This window comes from Collinsella aerofaciens (assembly GCF_019131995.1).
GTDB classification, from domain to species: domain Bacteria; phylum Actinomycetota; class Coriobacteriia; order Coriobacteriales; family Coriobacteriaceae; genus Collinsella; species Collinsella aerofaciens_S.
Genome location: NZ_JAHONA010000038.1, coordinates 1 through 17,556 on the forward strand (window position 1 = coordinate 1; position 17,556 = coordinate 17,556).

The 17,556-nt window shown below is 46.6% G+C and carries 11 protein-coding genes and 1 pseudogene; all 12 read left to right on the top strand.

Features of this window, described 5'->3' with window-relative positions; all coding sequences use genetic code 11:
• A pseudogene (locus KSY82_RS09325) lies at positions 1 to 1,611 on the top strand (hypothetical protein); the annotation flags it as partial.
• 177 nt (positions 1,612 to 1,788) lie between these two features.
• Positions 1,789 to 4,824 carry a L,D-transpeptidase family protein gene (locus KSY82_RS09330; protein WP_217751025.1) on the top strand — a complete coding sequence of 1,012 codons (3,036 nt, stop codon included), beginning with the start codon at positions 1,789 to 1,791 and terminating at the stop codon, positions 4,822 to 4,824.
• 185 nt (positions 4,825 to 5,009) lie between these two features.
• The gene (locus KSY82_RS09335; RefSeq protein ID WP_217751026.1) at positions 5,010 to 8,177 is read left to right on the top strand and encodes a hypothetical protein; all 3,168 of its coding nucleotides are present in this window, start codon (positions 5,010 to 5,012) and stop codon (positions 8,175 to 8,177) included.
• Positions 8,178 to 8,393: 216 nt separating this feature from the next.
• Complete coding sequence (locus KSY82_RS09340; RefSeq protein ID WP_254881798.1) at positions 8,394 to 9,371, top strand: glycosyltransferase family 8 protein; 978 nt, start codon at positions 8,394 to 8,396, stop codon at positions 9,369 to 9,371.
• A 4-nt stretch (positions 9,372 to 9,375) separates the two neighbouring features.
• Positions 9,376 to 10,302, top strand: a complete 927-nt coding sequence (locus KSY82_RS09345; protein ID WP_006236225.1) for a glycosyltransferase family 2 protein — start codon at positions 9,376 to 9,378, stop codon at positions 10,300 to 10,302.
• 21 nt (positions 10,303 to 10,323) lie between these two features.
• Positions 10,324 to 11,598: a lipopolysaccharide biosynthesis protein gene (locus KSY82_RS09350; RefSeq protein WP_217751028.1), complete on the top strand. Its 1,275-nt coding sequence runs from the start codon at positions 10,324 to 10,326 to the stop codon at positions 11,596 to 11,598.
• Between the two features lie 77 nt (positions 11,599 to 11,675).
• A complete protein-coding gene (locus tag KSY82_RS09355; RefSeq protein WP_217751029.1) occupies positions 11,676 to 12,371 on the top strand; it encodes a glycosyltransferase family 2 protein in 696 nt (231 codons plus the stop codon).
• Between the two features lie 11 nt (positions 12,372 to 12,382).
• Complete coding sequence (locus tag KSY82_RS09360) at positions 12,383 to 12,733, top strand: DUF2304 domain-containing protein (protein ID WP_082222966.1); 351 nt, start codon at positions 12,383 to 12,385, stop codon at positions 12,731 to 12,733.
• Between the two features lie 4 nt (positions 12,734 to 12,737).
• Positions 12,738 to 13,532 (top strand): glycosyltransferase family A protein, encoded by a 795-nt coding sequence (locus KSY82_RS09365; protein WP_217751030.1) that lies wholly within the window; start codon positions 12,738 to 12,740, stop codon positions 13,530 to 13,532.
• A gap of 55 nt (positions 13,533 to 13,587) precedes the next feature.
• Positions 13,588 to 15,066, top strand: a complete 1,479-nt coding sequence (locus KSY82_RS09370) for a DUF2142 domain-containing protein (RefSeq protein WP_217751031.1) — start codon at positions 13,588 to 13,590, stop codon at positions 15,064 to 15,066.
• Positions 15,067 to 15,079: 13 nt separating this feature from the next.
• A complete protein-coding gene (locus KSY82_RS09375; protein WP_217751032.1) occupies positions 15,080 to 17,356 on the top strand; it encodes a glycosyltransferase in 2,277 nt (758 codons plus the stop codon).
• Positions 17,357 to 17,465: 109 nt separating this feature from the next.
• The coding region (locus KSY82_RS09380) for a sugar phosphate nucleotidyltransferase (RefSeq protein ID WP_254881796.1) at positions 17,466 to 17,556 on the top strand (91 nt) is incomplete at its 3' end.

The following is a 17,556-nucleotide window of genomic DNA, read 5'->3' on the forward strand; positions in this document are numbered from 1 at the left end:
GGCGTCGGCTGGCAGGGCTGGGACACCCCCTCGGCCTCCGAGGGCGGCACCACCGGTCAGGGCCGCGCCGTCGAGGCCGTGCGCCTGAGGCTCACGGGCTCCCTCGCCAAGGACTACGACGTCTACTACCGCGTGCACGCCTCCAACATCGGCTGGATGGCCTGGGCCAAGGACGGCGAGGAGGCCGGCACCACGGGCTTCGGCAGGAGCGTCGAGGCCGTCCAGATCAGGCTCGTCAAGAAGGGCGACGCCGCCCCCTCGTCCGACGGGGCCAACGTCGACTACGCCTTCAAGAAGAAGCCCATGTCCCTGACCTACCGCGCCCACGTCTCCAACGTTGGCTGGCAGGGCGCCGTGTCCGACGGGGCGACCGCCGGCACCACCGGCCGCGGCCTCGCCCTCGAGGACCTCAAGCTCTCGCTCGACAGTTCCGACTACTCAGACGGCTCGTGCGTCCAGATCGACGCCCACGTCTCGGGCGTCGGCTGGCAGGGCTGGGACACCCCCTCGGCCTCCGAGGGCGGCACCACCGGCCAGGGCCGCGCCGTCGAGGCCGTGCGCCTGAGGCTCACGGGCTCCCTCGCCAAGGACTACGACGTCTACTACCGCGTGCACGCCTCCAACATCGGCTGGATGGCCTGGGCCAAGGACGGCGAGGAGGCCGGCACCACCGGTATGTCATGCTCTCTCGAGGCTGTTCAGATTAAGCTCATTAAGAAGGGTACCTCCCATCCTGATACATCGGGCTATCCCCATCTTGAAATACCTACGGTGACGTATTCCGCTCAGGTGAAAGGTGCTTGGCAGAATTATGTCCCTGCCGGAGAGGTGTCCGGTACGACCGGTCAGGGAATTCCCATCACCGGGTTTTCGGCTAAAACTACTTCATCTGTTGCCGGCGGGATTGCTTATCAACTGCATCTTTCGAATGTAGGCTGGACTTCTGGCAAGACAAACGGGGAGCAGCTTTCGTCTACCGCTGAATCTAATTCGGTTGAGGCTATTAAAATTTCTCTTTCTGGTGACTTAGCAACCTATTTTGATGTTTGGTATAGGGTCCATGTCGATAATGTCGGCTGGCTTGGTTGGACTAAAAATGGTGCCGTTGCCGGTAGCACTGGCTATGGGACGCATGTCCAAGCTGTTCAAGTTCGACTTACAAGGAAGGGCGCCAATGCCCCCGGGAGCACCGTTTCGCCATGTTTGCTTGGGCAGCCTTCTGCGTTTGCAAATCCTATGCAGAAGAAGATTGTTGATCTTGCCCGACAGGTACCGTCTCCTGGCCCGGGATTGTGCTCCGAGTGGATTGCAGATATCTACGAGCGTGCCGGATTTAGGAACGTCCATACAGATGCCTGCGATTACTACTGGGATTATTGTAAATTCACCGACTATTCTCAGCTGAAAGTCGGAATGGTCATTGCCGTTCCTTCGCATACGCATACCCGCATGGGCAGCATTTACGGTCACGTTTGTCTCTATATTGGCAATAACCAGGTTATGGATAATGTCGGTCAGATCAGGACGCTCGATATGGCGTACTGGCTGGATTATTATTCCACCTCATATAAGCCAAAGTGGGGTTGGTATGACAACGTGCCGCTTGCATAGCTGATCGAAAGTCATGTTTTCGCACGGGTTTTAGCAGTTACTCTGGTTAAAACGAACGGGCCGTTTTGCAACGGTCCGTTCGTTTCTATTTAAGTGCCATTCACGTTTTCGTTATTTAAGCAATTGCCGAAACGATAAATAATGATGCTAAAGATGGTCGATTGATGGGGGAGTCGAATGAAAAAGACGCAACGACTGCTAGCAACGGCAATGACGCCATTACTGATTCTTCAGTGTCTTCTGACGCCCCTTTCTGTCTGGGCTGATTCTTTACCGGTACAGTCGAAATCTACTGATTATTCCGTTAATGCCGCCGGCAGCTCAGAAGACGAGGACTTCGTCTTAAATGACGAACAACAGGGGGCTGAAGTCGAGCAGTCGACTGTGCCAGACAATGATTCACCCTCATCCGTTTCTAGCGAGTCTGCTTCCAATGCGACTGATTCGCCGAAACCCGAAAATGATGTATCCGCTGTCTTTGGCTCTGTTTCATACCAGACTCATGTACAGGATATTGGCTGGCAAACTCCCGTTTCAAATGGAATGACGGCTGGTACAACAGGTCGTGCTAAGCGCGTCGAAGCCCTAAAGATCAATCTGCTTTCACAAGATGGCACCCCTTTGGGGAGTGACAGCATTTCGGTCCAATCTCATATTTCCGGGATCGGCTGGGAGTCTCAGCCGGTGGGTAACGGGCAGACATCTGGAACAGTTGGACAGTCGCGAGCCATCGAGGCGATCAAGCTATCTTTGTCGGGCGGTCTTTCTGAATCGTATGACATTTGGTATCGCGTTCATTCTGCAAATGTTGGTTGGCTTGGCTGGGCCTCGAATGGTGAGCCTGCTGGAACACAGGGCTATGCTTATCAGGTCGAAGCTATTCAGATAAAGGTGCTTCCAAAAAATGCTCAAGATGCGCCAGCGCGAGGCGATGCCTTTAGGGACCATTCCCAGGAACCGCCTACCGTTTCCTATCGATCTCATGTCTCCAATGTTGGATGGATGGGTGTTGTCGCGAACGGAAAGACATCGGGGGTCATTGACTCAACAAATGCAATTGAGGGACTGTCGCTTAGTGTTAATTGGTATGGCCACGGAGGCTCTATTTCCTCTCGCGCGCACGTCTCTGGCATTGGTTGGCAAAGCTGGTCTTCAGGTACTGTTGGCACGACCGGGCAGTCTCGGTCCATTGAGGCCGTTCAGTTTAAGCTGAATGACGAGATATCTGCAACTTACGACATTTGGTACCGTGTGTATGCTCCCAAATTGGGCGGATGGCTGGGCTGGACGTCCAATGGGTCTCCTGCGGGCTCGGTGGGGAAAGGTGCTGCCATTCAGGGTATTCAGGTTTTGTTGGTTGAAAAGGGCGGCTCTGCTCCCGGCGATACGTTGAACCATTTCATTGGAGCTACGGATGTTCTGAGTGGCAGTTCGTATAGCCTTAATGGCAATAGCTTGGGCACTGTGCAAGGTAAAACGATTTTAATGGGTTCTGAGAGTGGCTCTGAACCTTTGACCTCGCTTTCTATCTCGTTTGATAATCAAGAGACTTCAGGTTCAATCGGTTATTCAGGCTGCTATGAATTTAATGGATGGAGCGGCGTTGTTTCTGACGGTGCTGCGCTTACCTCTAAAAACGATGGGCGTGTTTTAAAGGCTGTGAGATTGACTCTTACTGGTGATTTGTCTAATGCCTATGACGTTTGGTATCGGTGTTTTGACTCCAAAAAAGGATGGCTTGGTTGGGCGTGTAATGGCGCGGATGCGGGAGCAACGATACCGGGTTCATTTCTTAAGGCTGTCGAAGTAAAGATTATCGGTAAAGGCAGTGGCGCGCCCGGAGTAACGGACGGAGCGTTTGTTTCCGATACTTCCGCCGATTGCACTCATGTTGTTTATCAGACCCATTCCGCTAATCGTGGGTGGTCTCCATCTGTTTTAGATGGGCAGGATGCCGGCACAACGGGAAAATCGCTTTCGCTTCAAGCTCTGAATGTGTCGCTGGCCGGTGTGGATGATGGCTCTCTTATTGAGGCACGAGCCCATGTTGCCAATATTGGTTGGCAGGAATGGCGGTCTGCCGGTTATGTTGGGACCGTTGGACAAGGGTTGGCCATTCAGGCTCTTGAACTGCGCATAAATGGTCCCCTGGCGAATCAGTATGACATTTTCTATCGAGTTCATTCGGCTGGTTATGGTTGGTTGGGTTGGGCCAAAAACGGCGATTCCGCTGGAACTACCGGGTTAAATATCCAGATAGAGGCTGTCCAAATTAAGCTTGTCGCGAAGGGCGGGAATCCTGGCTCATCGTCTGCGCCCGCATTTATCTCTGCTCCAGCTCTAACACTCCAGGCGCATGTCGCCACGCTTGGTTGGATGAATCCCGTTGGCAACGGTGGTGTTGCGGGCACAACCGGCAGATCGCTTGCTATTGAGGCGCTGAAGTTGAATGTCTCCAGTAGCGTATCGGGCGGTATTGAGTACTCCGCCCATGTACAGGATGTGGGCTGGCAAGGTTGGACTTCCAATGGGAATGTCGCTGGCACAGTAGGCAGCGCAAAGCGTATCGAGGCTCTTAAGATTAAGTTGACCGGTGATTTATCGAACTACTTTGATGTTTGGTATCGAGCATATTGCCAAGACTTTGGGTGGCTCGACTGGACCTCAAATGGGCAGCCTGCGGGTACGTCTAGGATAGGCTGCAGAGTCGAGTCTGTTCAAGTGAAGATTGTTCCCAAGGGCGCTGGTGCTCCCGGTTCTACTGCGCGTCCGTTTACTGACCAGCCCTTGTTGCCGGCAGATATGATGACTATGCTTAATCGAGCTAATAGATATTCGAGCAGCACAAGCTGGCTCATTATGGTTGACAGGCAAGCATGCCGCCTTGGAGTTTTTCGTGGACAGCGCGGGTCGTGGAGTTACGCTCAATACTGGACTTGCTCTACCGGCGCCCCTAGTACTCCAACGCCTACGGGTGAGTATACCGTCACCGGCAAGGGCTACTCGTTTGGACATGGGTATACCTGCTACTACTACACGCAGTTTTACGGTGACTATCTGTTCCATTCAATACCGTACTACCAGGGAACTTTTAATCCCATGGACAGCCGAATGGGAATGCATGTTTCACAAGGCTGCGTGCGTTTGCCCATTGATCGCGCTAAATGGATTTGGGATAACGTGCCCCTTGCTACCAAGGTGGTAATCTACTAACTATTCCCGTAAGCGGTGAGAGCTTGTTAGAGGGCCCTTTCCTGTTGCCGTAGTCTTGGCAACAGGAAAGGGCCCTTGCCGTTGGATTAGGCTCCTTTTTCTTCGTTCACCTAATTGGTGACATTAATGAAGCTAACTCCCGATAGTATGGTTATTGACGACCGTCTATCTAGGAGGCGATTCTTTTGAAAAGGCAATTTAGAGCATTTATTGTTCTGATTTCCTGCTTCATGACGATGCTGCTTTTGAGCCCTTTGGCTTGTTGGGCAGATCAAAATGTTGGTTCCAACGAATATGAATCCGTTCCAGAGACCCAATCCGACCCCTCGGATCAAACTGCTGCTGTAGCCGATGAAACGGCGCCTTCGATTGATGCTACCGTGGAGCCCAAAGAGGCGGCCCCGGACGTCAGCTATAAATCTCACATTTCAGGCATTGGTTGGGAGCCGACGTTTACATCGAATGGCTCGATCTCTGGCACAACAGGCCAGTCCCGTAGGCTTGAAGCACTCAGGGTTTCCCTCCCTAATTCAGAAGACCTTGGTATCGAATACCGCTCTCATGTTCAAAATGAAGGCTGGCAGGATTGGGTTTCTAATGGAGCCGTCTCCGGCACAACGGGAAAGGGCCTTCAGATTGAAGCCGTCGAGCTCAAGCTGACGGGCAACAGGGCGGCTTCTTATGACCTGTATTATCGCGTTCATGCTTCTAATTTCGGCTGGCTTGGATGGACTTCAAATGGGTCGACTGCGGGAACCACCGGTTGGTCTTATGCCGTTGAAGCAATACAGATCGTCATTGTAAAAAAGGGTGACGCGGCGCCCGGCGATACTGCTGGTGCCTATGTCCCATATGTCTTTAATTGCTCTCTTTCTCAGGTTGGGGAGACGACTAAAGTAACCCTGAATATTCCGCAGATCGAGGATATAAAACGACTCGGGATCGCTGATTCGATAAAGGTGGCAGGCTCCATGTCGTATGGAGGGAGGGTCACCCGTTCCGTCTCAAGCACGATTGCACTCGGAGATCTGGGCTCTAGCTCCAGTGAAATTGAATTTAGCGATTATGGTCCGTTTGACGTTACGTTGCAGTATTTGAAGAACGGAAACATCGTTCAAGAGGACCATCAGTCAATTGGCATTTCTGCGAGTGAGTACAACCTTGCCCCTTTGAGTGCTTCTTTCCCCGTTGTTCTCTATTCGCTATCTTTCTGGGATATCAGTACCTCTTCTGCTGGAACGACCGTTCCGTCAATTGTAATGCTCGATCGTCCAAGTGCCTATAACTGGAACTCGCTTCCATTCGGGATGTACGGTCTTCCGTATCTGACTCATGAGGAGAATGCTTCTAGTTCGAGCTATCAGGCGTTCGCGGATTATGTCGCTGCTCTCTACAAGATCAATCCCAAGGCAAAGTTCAATCTGTATATCAATGACATCACCTGTTCGTTGATCCATAGGATGATTTACGCCAACAAGATTCCCGCAGGCCAATACTCCATTCGGCTGTTGTCCGATGGATCCGCCACGTATGTCTTTACCAACGAAGCCTTTGACGTTAAGGATCCAGATTCTAAGCAAGCGGAGCTGATTATTTTATGGAACGCCGCCAAGAATAAGGAATACGAAACCGGTGAGGTCTCAAAGTCGTATAGCGATTATCACGATCACTGGGATTCTATGTATGCCGTGCTGAGTATTGAGCCTGGCACTCAGTGGTGGATGACTCGAACGAATCTGTTTACGAGTGGTGACGATAATGCCTTTGCGAATAAGATCGCGTCCGATCCCGGCGTTAAGAAGGTGAATGTTTCGGGCATGCTTACGAGCCTGCAGAATAGGGGAGAGGATACAGTCCAAGCGTTTAAGGCGCTGTACAACTTTAACGATGGCTATTTTGATGCGGCGACTCAGCAGGGCAAAAAGGTAATGATGCTGCTTGGAACGTACGTTTCTTACGAGCAGAATTTTGACGACTATGCCAACTTGACCGAAGTTATCTATGGCGATGACTATTTGTATTATTACAAGGGGCATCCAAACACACCGACGGGTATGTATCCCCAAAAGCAGGAACAGCTTGACCGTCTTGGCATTACCGATGTCGATTCTTCCGTCGCTGCAGAGCTGATCCTCTTCTTTAATCCGGAGATCGGTCTGTCTGGTTATGGGTCTAGTACGTATAACTCGGCCAGTGCCGATGCTGCTGGTGGACTTTGGAATTCCACAAAGGCCGAGGCCTTGAAGCCGGGTGCCGTCATCGATTATTCCATTATGGATTGGTTTGCTTCTCCGATTACCGAAGACACGGATGCTTCTATCAGATCCCTTTGCAAACAGGGAGACTCTTGCTATCTCGTAGAGTTTTCGGATTCCATACTTGCTTCGGCAAATTACGACTTTGCTATCTATTCGCACAATAGCGGTGCTCTGACTTATTTCAAGAAGGGCGAGTCGGGCTATGATGTTGTTAAGGTGTCACGAGGCCCTCTTGACGTCTTGGCAACTTCGCATGTTTCAAATGACGGCTGGCAATCGGCCTCTAAGGGTGGAAATGCTTCCGGTACCGTTGGGCAGTCAAAAGCCGTCGAGGCTATTACTCTCAATCTGCAGAATGCTCCCTATGATGGTGCATTGGAGTACAGGACACATGTTTCCGATTATGGCTGGCAGGGCTATGTGAAGGAGGGGAAAGTTTCTGGTACTACGGGCCAGAGCAAGTCTGTCCAGGCTATTCAGATTCGCCTGACTGGTGAGATGGCCAATCACTATGACGTTTATTATCGAGCTCACGTTCAGGATAAGGGATGGCTCGGTTGGGCCTGCAATGATCAAGTTGCCGGAACGACCGGTTTCGTTTTGAGGCTAGAGGCATTTCAGGTCGTTTTGGTCGAAAAGGGTTCGCCCGCTCCTGGGGATACGAGTCAGCCCTCTATTCAGAGAGCGTTTTCAATCAAGGCACATGTTTCAAACCTTGGTTGGCAGTCGCCTGTTTACGAAGGCATGACCGTTGGCACAACTGGCCGAAATCTTGCTGTTGAGGCGTTGACGATTAGCAAGCCTGACCTAGGGTATTCCGGCGGCATCGAGTATCGAGCTCACGTTCAAAATATCGGCTGGCAAAAGTGGGTCAAAAATGGAAAGGTTGCCGGTACTACGGGGAAGTCTCTTGCTGTTGAGGCTGTTGAAATAAAACTGACGGGAGATCTTGCCAAGCATTATGACGTTGTCTATAGGGCACACGTTCAAAGCAAAGGTTGGCTAGACTGGGTTAAATCGGGCGAGTGTGCCGGTACAACTGGTGAGGCTCTGCATCTAGAAGCGCTTGAGGTTAGGCTGGTTGAGAAAAGCTAAATATAGATCCAATTTGCCTATATACCAACGCTAATGAAGTGGGGGTGAATTGATGGGGTTGTAGTCCCCTCAATTCACCCTCCTTAGTTGCAAGTTATTTGAAAGAGACAAACCGTGCTAGACTTTATCCTTTGTGTAAGGATTTCGTTTCGGCCTCTTTCATTAAGTCGTCATCATTAATTTCTATTGGGTGAATTAAGGTGAAGTTTGGTAATCATGAATTTGCTTTATACGGTTGATAACAATTTTGTCCCACAGTTGGCCGCCAATATTTGCTCGGTTGTTTCAAATCATTCCGGTATTCAAGACATTACTTTTCATGTCTTCTCTAATGGCATTGCAGAGGATAACCAGCGTTTGCTCCAGGAGATGGTGACCGAATACAACCAAAACCTTGTATTTTATGATATTTCGAACTTCAAAGATGCTCTCGGGTTTGATTTTGATACATCGGGATGGAATGAAATAGTTCTTGCTAGGCTTTTGATGGCACATTTTCTACCTAATGAGATCGAAAGAGTTATTTACCTCGATGGCGATACGATTGTTCTTGGGGATATTGCTCTTCTTTGGAATCAAGATCTTAAGGGTTGCGTGGTTGGAATGGTTCCCGAGCCAACGGTCGGTCCATCTCGACTTAATGATTTAGACTTAAATGGCTGTCTGTACCACAATGCTGGCGTGTTGCTCGTTGATTTAAAGCAATGGAGATCAACTTGTTGCGAAGATCAATTATTGGATTATTGCGAGCGCCGCTCAGGACGCTTGTTTGCGAATGATCAAGATGCTCTAAATGCAGTACTTAAAGATAAGATTTGCAGTTTATCCCCTGCGTTCAATTATTCCAATATCTTTGACTACTATCCGTTTATATTCTTAAACTCGTTAATGCCGGGCTTTTCGGATGAAAACAGTTTTAATACCGCAAGATCGAAGCCCATCGTTGTCCATTATCTCGGCGAAGAGAGGCCATGGCGGCGGGGGAATACTCATCGCTTCAATAATGAGTATCACTTTTATTTATCAGAAACGTTCTGGAAGGACGCGAAAGATGAAGATGGTTGGGGCGTTTATTTTCTTGCTTGGCGGACTTTTAATTTCCTAACCAGGCCTTTTCCTCAGCTTCGTTATAAAGTGATCAGCGGGTTGATTCCCGCATTTCTTAAATATCGTGCCTCGCAAAGAAATAAATAGGATTATGGATAAAATCAAAGACAAGTCTGTTTGCATTGTTTTACCCACATATAACGGCGGAAAGTATTTGGCCAAACAGCTTGATAGTATCTTGGAGCAAACTTGGCCTAATTGCTCCGTCTATATTCGTGATGATGGTTCAACGGATGAAACTGTTGAAATTGCACAATGGTACTGTCGGTCAAACTCCAGCATTCATTTAATTCAAGATTCAATCGGTAATCTTGGGTGCCCAAATAGTTTTTATGAAATTATCAAACGGGTTCCCGAATATGACTACTATGCATTTGCCGATCAGGATGATATTTGGAAGACCGATAAAATTGAACGGGCAGTCAGGGCAATTGAAAATAGTGGAGACAAGGTGCCGACTGTCTACTTTTCTTCCTTTTCATATGTAAACGAAGATGGCGAGACGATACGCGAGTCGGCTCCGCAGGACAAGTACCTCTCTTTTCATAACACCTTGTTTTATACTCCCGGACTAGGCTTCACGATAGTATTTAATCGCCTTGCCTGCAGGGCCTTTATTCTTGAGGTAGATCCAGGGAATGAAATGCATGATCGCTGGCTGATTCGGTGTGCTTCGGCATTTGGAAAGGTATTGTTTGATTCCGTCTGTACGGCTTCACATGTTCGTCATTCCTCTGCGGTCACGTCTGGAGATAATCGTTATTTTGATCTTTTAAAGACCTATTTTAAGGACGAGCTATTTGGTGATAGATCGAAAGATGAGAGTAAAAAGTTAAGCCATTTTTCTGCGGTGTTTTATGATGAGCTTAGTTTTGAGCAGAAACATGAGCTTGATATTTTCACCAATGATGATGGGATTATTTCAAGACTTAGGAAAGCATTTTTCCCAAAGCGTCTGCGACCTACTTTGATTTCTGATTTACTTCTTCGCGTTTTGTTTTTATTCAACAAGGCCTGATGATCCACTGCTGGAGTGATTGTGTCTAATAGAAAAACGAAAGAACTCTCTGTTGAGCAGAGTCTTGTTTGGAACAGCGTCGGCTCGATGGCGTATTTGATTTGCAACTGGCTGATTACTGTTCTTGTGGTGACACTTGGTTCCGACATTAGCATGTCTGGTAGCCTTGCTGTGGCTATGTCTGTTGGTAATATTTTTGCGACCATTGTTTTGCTTAGAGCGCGCCCCGTTCAGGTTTCTGAGAGCTATTCTGATTTTACGACTGGGAATTTTATCGCTCATAGAATCGTTGCAACAATACTTGCCTGTGTAATTTGCTTCTTCTATTGTTTAGTCTCTGTTGCATTCAACGATTGGGCAGTTGTTGCTGTTTATTGCCTATTTAAAGCTGGTGATTCATTTGTCGATGTTCTTCACGGTGTGGATCAGGTAAACAACAGATTGGACATTGCGGCTATCTCTCAAATAGTTCGTGGCGTAGGAGTTCTAGTCTCCTTTTCGTTGTGCTTGTTGCTATTTGATAACTTGGTAATAGCCGTTGCTTCAATGGCTTTTGTTACCATAGCTGTTGTGCTTATATATGATTTTAGAATGACAAAACGGTTTTGTGCCGTTATACCTGATTTTGATTTTACTTCCCTTATCAAATTGTCGCGTATCTGCTTTCCCGGTTTTGTTGCATCTCTTGCGTGCACGGCTGTTGTTAGCGTAACAAGACAGTTCTATGGCCTTTCCTATGGAAATGAGGCGTTGGGTTTTTATGCCGCCGTTGCCACTCCGACTGCCGTAATTCAGGCTCTCGTATCTTATCTATATGCCCCCCTGCTTGGACCTATTTCGGCAATGTGGCGAGAAAACGAAACTCACCGATTACGCTTAGTATTTATTAAGATGCTCGTTTCCGTATTCGTTTTGACGGCGATGTGTGCCATGGCTAGTGCTTTCATAGGCGAACCTGTGCTTACTGCTATTTATGGCAAAGAAGTTGGCCTTCACTCAGATTATCTTCCGTTGGCACTCGTTGCTACCGCATTCACTGGTTTGAACTTTTTCACTATTGATGTCTTTATTGCATTTGGGAAACCGATTATTGGCACGATTTCTGGTGCCGCTTCGTTAGCGTTGGCCGTGTTTCTTTCTCGTTATTGTTTTGTGAATCCGGTATTTGCTTCTGATGCAAATGTCATCAATATCATTATCTTGGTGGCATACGGTTTTGGATTATTATTTTCCTTCCTTTGTATAATTAACCTATTAAATCGGAAGGCGAAGCAATCTGTCACATCCGAACTGTAAATTCGCTCTCCTTGTTTCGATAGGGTTTTTCAGTTCGACTTGGGCTGTTTGATTGATATTTTGTACTGAGGATTCAGATGATGCATGAATTAAGAGCGCTGGTTATCATCCCAGCTTTTAATGAAGAGGCGAACATTTTAGATACGGTTTCTTCTGTGGAGGAAGCTGGATACGATTATGTAGTTATTAACGATGGCTCCACTGATGACACTTTGCGTGTTTGTCGCGATGCGGGGGTTAATGTCCTGGATTTACCGCAGAATCTTGGCATTGGAGGCGCGGTTCAAGCCGGACACAAATATGCCAAACGCTTTGGCTATGATGTAGACATCCAAGTTGATGGTGATGGGCAGCATGACGCCCATTACATATCGCGCTTGCTTGATGAAATAAATAATGGGTCTGATTTAGTTATCGGATCGCGATTTCTTGAGGAATCTGAAGGCTTCAAGTCAACCTTCTTGAGGCGTTTTGGAATTAGATGGCTCTCTGCGGTAATTCATCTTACAACTCACGTTCGTGTTAGCGACCCCACTTCTGGTTTTCGCGCATGTGGATCTAAGGCCATAGATCTGTTCTGTAAAAAATATCCCGTAGACTATCCGGAGCCGGATTCTGCTGTTGCGGCTATGGTTAAGGGCCTTCGCGTTACAGAAGTGCCTGTCGTAATGAAAGAACGACAGGGGGGAAAGTCGTCAATTTCTGGTTTTAGTAGCATTTATTACATGATAAAGGTTACTTTGGCGATTATCATCTCTTCATTCTCGAATTAGGACGGGTTGTTATGCATATTTCCTTACAGTTTGGTGTCATTACTGCTTGTTTAGTTTTGCTTTGTTTTGTGCTGCGTCTTGTATTAAAGGATAGCCTTCAGCTCAAGTATTCACTTCTTTGGATTGTTCTTGCATTGGTTTTGTTGGTATGCGGCCTCTTTCCGCAACCTCTTTACTTCATTTCAAGTTTATTTGGTTTTCAGACTCCAGCCAATTTTGTTTTTGTCTTAGGGTTTTTATTTTTGATATGCATTGTTCTTTCTATGGCATGTCTGTCAAGTAAACAATCTTCTGCAATTGCTAACTTAACTCAACGAATTGCATTGCTTGAAAAAGAGCTTGAATCAAAAAATAGGGAGTAATGCCATGTGCTTGGCAAAAGATCATACATTTGTATTGTGCGCATACGGCGAGTCTCCGTACTTGTCTGACTGTTTAGATTCTTTAGTGGACCAAAGCACCCGAAGTAATATCCTTATATCGACGTCAACTCCTAATTCCTATATTGATCGTATAGCGTCTAATTATTCGATTCCGGTAATTGTTAACGAGGGGTCGCCTAGCATATCTCATGACTGGAATTGTGCTATTGCGAATTCAAATACAAAGCTTGTGACTATAGCTCATCAGGATGATATCTATAGCTCTAGTTATACGGAAACTATGCTGCGGGCTATGAAAGAAGCGGATCGACCTTTAATCTTCTTTTCTAATTATGGTGAGATAAGAAATGGCGTATATGAAGAAAAGCTCCTTATTCTGAAAATTAAGAGATTTTTACTTCGTAAGTTTGCTCGCCACGGCGCTCTTTCATCGGTTAAGGATAAAAGGGATATCCTGAGGTTCGGTTCCGCCATCTGCTGTCCTTCTGTGACATTTAATCTAAGCATCTTACAGACACCGTTATTTATGACAGACATGAAATGTGACTTGGACTGGGAGGCATGGGAAAGATTCTCGAAAATCGACGGATCTTTCGTTTATTCTCCCGAGGTTTTAATGTTTCATCGAATTCATGAAGGCTCTGAGACCACGGCGTTGATTAAAGATGATACAAGGAGGTCGGAGGATGAAACTATGCTTCAAAAATTCTGGCCCAAGTGGTTTGCTCCAATAGTCTGTAGCCTGTATTCGCTTAGCATGAGAAGCAATTCTTTATGACGCTGCAACAATGCCGGCGTAAGTTGAACATTTATCGAGACGGAGTTGTAGAGTTATGAATCTAGATACCTTTACTGGTCATCTGAAACTATCTGATAGTTATCGAAAAGCTCTGACGTTTATCGTTTATCCACTTATAGCTGCACTCTCTCTTTGCTTGGGATTTTTCTACTATTGCGCCTTTAAAGCCAGCGCTATCGGATTGCCTGGGCTATGGCTCTCGGCTCTGCCCTTAATCGCCTGCTTGTTCGTTGGTGTCCTATTATTAATTAAAGAGCAGCACAATCCCGCAATTTGCTTTGTGGTGATTGGTGTGCCCGCTGTAACTGCTTTTGGCCTTTTCATGCTGCCCGCTAATGTTCCAGACGAGGCTTCTCATATTTGGCAGGCGGCCGCCTTATTGTCTCGTAACGGCAATGGCTTTGATGTTGTCTCTTGCTTCCAATTGGGTCAGTTTCCTTCATCGTACGCAGATTATTTTAATGCAATGACTCAGCCTACCGATTGGTCTAGCGTCTTTGTGTGCCATACGTATTTGGGGAGCTATTACCCTCATCTTTATTTAATTCCGGGAGTAATTCTAGGATTTGCGCAGCAAACGGGTTCCAATGCCTTTGTGGCCCTTTCAGTTTCGCGCGTGTGCGCTGGATTAATATATTGCTTCGCGGCTTATTGGATAATCAAACTGATGCCAGTTGGTAAAAATGCTGTTTTGATTTTTTTACTAAATCCCATTTTATTGCAGCAGGAAGCGTCTGTTTCGGCTGATTCTGTCGCAAACATTGTTGCCATTTTGTACGTTGCTGTAGTTGTTAAGATTTATGCGGACTCGTTGTACTCATATCGATCTCTGCTGGCGTTAATACTGCTATCCGTTTTACTGCTTCTTTCAAAGATAATGTTTTTCCCGTTGGTACTCTTGAATCTTATTCACTGGAAAAAACTTAAAGGAACAGACAGCTATATAAAGTTCATCTTTTCCTTCTTTGCGATAGCTTTTGTTGCGAGCTGTGCGTTCGTGTCTCTTTATCATGGTAGTTTCATGCCAGATTCTTTTGATTTGATGCGAGCGCCGCTGCATTGCGCAAAGGTCTTTATTAAGTCTATTTGGGAGATGGGGCCATTCTGGTTTCAATCCTATGCAGGTTACAATCTTGGCGCTCTTTCGATTAATGTTTGGCCATTTTGTTTTTGGCTTTACATCATTCTTCAGTCCGTTGTTCTGTTTTATAACGATGAGAATAATAAAAAATTATTCTGCAGTACGGATCGCTTTGTAATGATTGCTGTTGTATTCGTCAATTTCTTCCTGATTGTTATGACGATGAGGAACTGGACTCTTACTGTTGATAAGCGTGAAGATATTATCATGGGGGTCCAAGGACGATATTTATTCCCACTGGTCCTTCCGGTTCTGTTGAATATCTTGAGACCGATAAAATCAAGTTCTGAAGGACATGTCTTGCTTGGTTCTTCATTGATAATGAGTACTATTCTATTTGTTGACTTTATTTCAATTCTTTCTGCGTTTTAGGAGTTAGTGTTTCATGTTGAACCTTCTTGAGGGCATTGGTTACACCGTTAAAGAAGAGGGCTTTTATAACGTCCCCAAGAAGGTCTCCCATGTACTCTCAATGCATAGGCCTCGATTTGATTTTGGCTCTCGCCAAGACAATTCTTTTTTTGATGTTATTTTTATTAATGGATGTGATTATTCCGTTCCGCATCCTATTAGGTACCGTGTCGATCATCAGATTGAGGAACTTGAGGCTGCCGGCTTAACGGTCCAAAAGGTTAATGCCTGGGAGATGGAAAAGGATATTCTTAGGCATGCGCGTACTTTTATTATTTTCCGTTGTCCCCTAAGTGATGAAGTTGAATCTTTAATTAGGCAGGCAAAAAAACTCAATAAGCGTGTTATTTATGACATTGATGATTTGGTTATCGACACTGCTTATACCGATTCTATTCCGTTCGTTAATGCAATGACTGCTCATGATAAGTCTTGCTATGACGATGGAGTCAGGCGAATGGGTGAAACACTGAAGCTTTGCGATTGCGCTATCACTACTACTGAGGGGATGGCGGAAGAACTAAAAAAATATGTTCCCAGGGTTTATATAAATAGAAATGTAGCATCTGAATCGATGATTGATTATTCGAATATTGCTATCTATCGTCGAGATGTACTCCCCAGCTTGCAAAGCTCAAGCGTCTTGCCTGAGGATAGGGTTCCCTACAAGCGAGCGGTTGAGCGTAGGGATGAAAAACAGAAAACTCAGGAAATCAGAATCGGCTATTTTAGCGGAAGCATTACCCATAATGCAGATTTCAATTTAGTGCTCCCAGCATTATCTAAGGTAATGGAGACTCATCACAACGTCACCTTGATGGTGGGCGGGGAACTCGATGTTCCTGATGACTTGATGCCATTTTCCGAACGTATTGTCACGTTCCCATTTTGCGATTGGCGTCGGCTTCCAAATTATATTGCTTCCTGTGATATCAATATCGCTCCTTTGGAGAACACTCTATTCAATCGAGCTAAATCCGAGAATAAATGGATTGAATCATCGCTTGTTAAGGTTCCTACGGTTGCTAGCAATGTTGGCGCCTTTAAGAAGATGATTCAGGATGGCGTTACTGGATTTCTCTGCGATGGTGTTGAGGACTGGTGTGCTGTCCTCAATCGTCTGATATTAGATTCTGATCTTAGGAAGAGCGTCGGCGAATCTGCATATTTATACTGCCATGAGCACTGCACTACTGTTTCGGCTGCTAAAGCAATCCGAGATATTATTGTAAAAGAACAATCTCCCAATCTCGGAATGGTCATGCCGAGCGTGAATACTAGCGGTGGTGTCTTAGTCGCCCTTAGGCACCTGTGCATTCTTCAGGACGCTGGTGTTGATGTATTAATACTTAATACCGACGATTCAACAAAGTGGCTTGAAGTTTTCGGACATCGTATTCCTGTTCTTAATCGCGTCGTTCCAAGTGGCAAACTCGATAAATGCCCTTTGTCGGGTGCAATTGATACTGCGGTTGCAACCCTTTGGGATACTCTTGATTTTGTTAAACGCTATCCACGTATTGGTAAGAAAAAGTACTTGGTTCAGAACCTGGAGACTGATTTTTATCTTCCAGGAGATAGGCTGCGTCTTCAGGCGAATTCTACTTATTTAAATAACGATATTGACTACCTGACGATCTCGCCTTGGTGCGAGGAATGGCTTCATGATAGGTTTGGTCAGAATTGTAAGTCGGTTCCGAATGGACTCGACCTTGCCTCGTTCCCTCATTCTGAGCGTGATTTCTCTATGCCTAAAATTCGGATACTTATTGAGGGGGATTGCGGTTCGGATTATAAAAATGTTGATGAAGCTTTCAGGGTAGTGGAAAGGCTTGACTCTGAAAGATATGAGATTTGGTATATGAGCTACACTGGTAAAAAGAAGCCTTGGTACCGTATCGATAATTTCCTCGGTAGAGTGCCGCATGATCAAATATCAGACATCTATAACCAGTGTCATATTTTATTGAAGACAAGCATTCTCGAAAGTTTTTCATATCCCCCGTTGGAGATGATGGCGACCGGCGGCTTTGTTGTTGCTGTTCCCAATGGAGGTAACGCAGAGTTCCTTCGCGATGGATCGAATTGCTTGCTTTACGGCCGTGGAGATATTGATGCTGCGGTGAGCTGCATTAATCGCATCGTTAATGATCGCGGTCTTCGTGAGACGCTGTATGGCGGGGGATTGAAGACTGCGGAGGAGAGGGACTGGTCAAAACTGACGGATAAAGTCGTTCACCTATATGACTGATACTATAGTTTTAATTTGATGGATGCATACTTGCGGCAACGTAGACCTTTAAGTTAACGTTGCCGCAAGTATGCAATGTTTGGCTGCTTTATTATTAAGGAGTTATGTTATGAAAGGCATCATCCTCGCCGGCGGGTCCGGCACCCGCCTGTACCCGCTCACGCTCGTGACCTCCAAGCAGCTGCTGCCGGTCTACGACA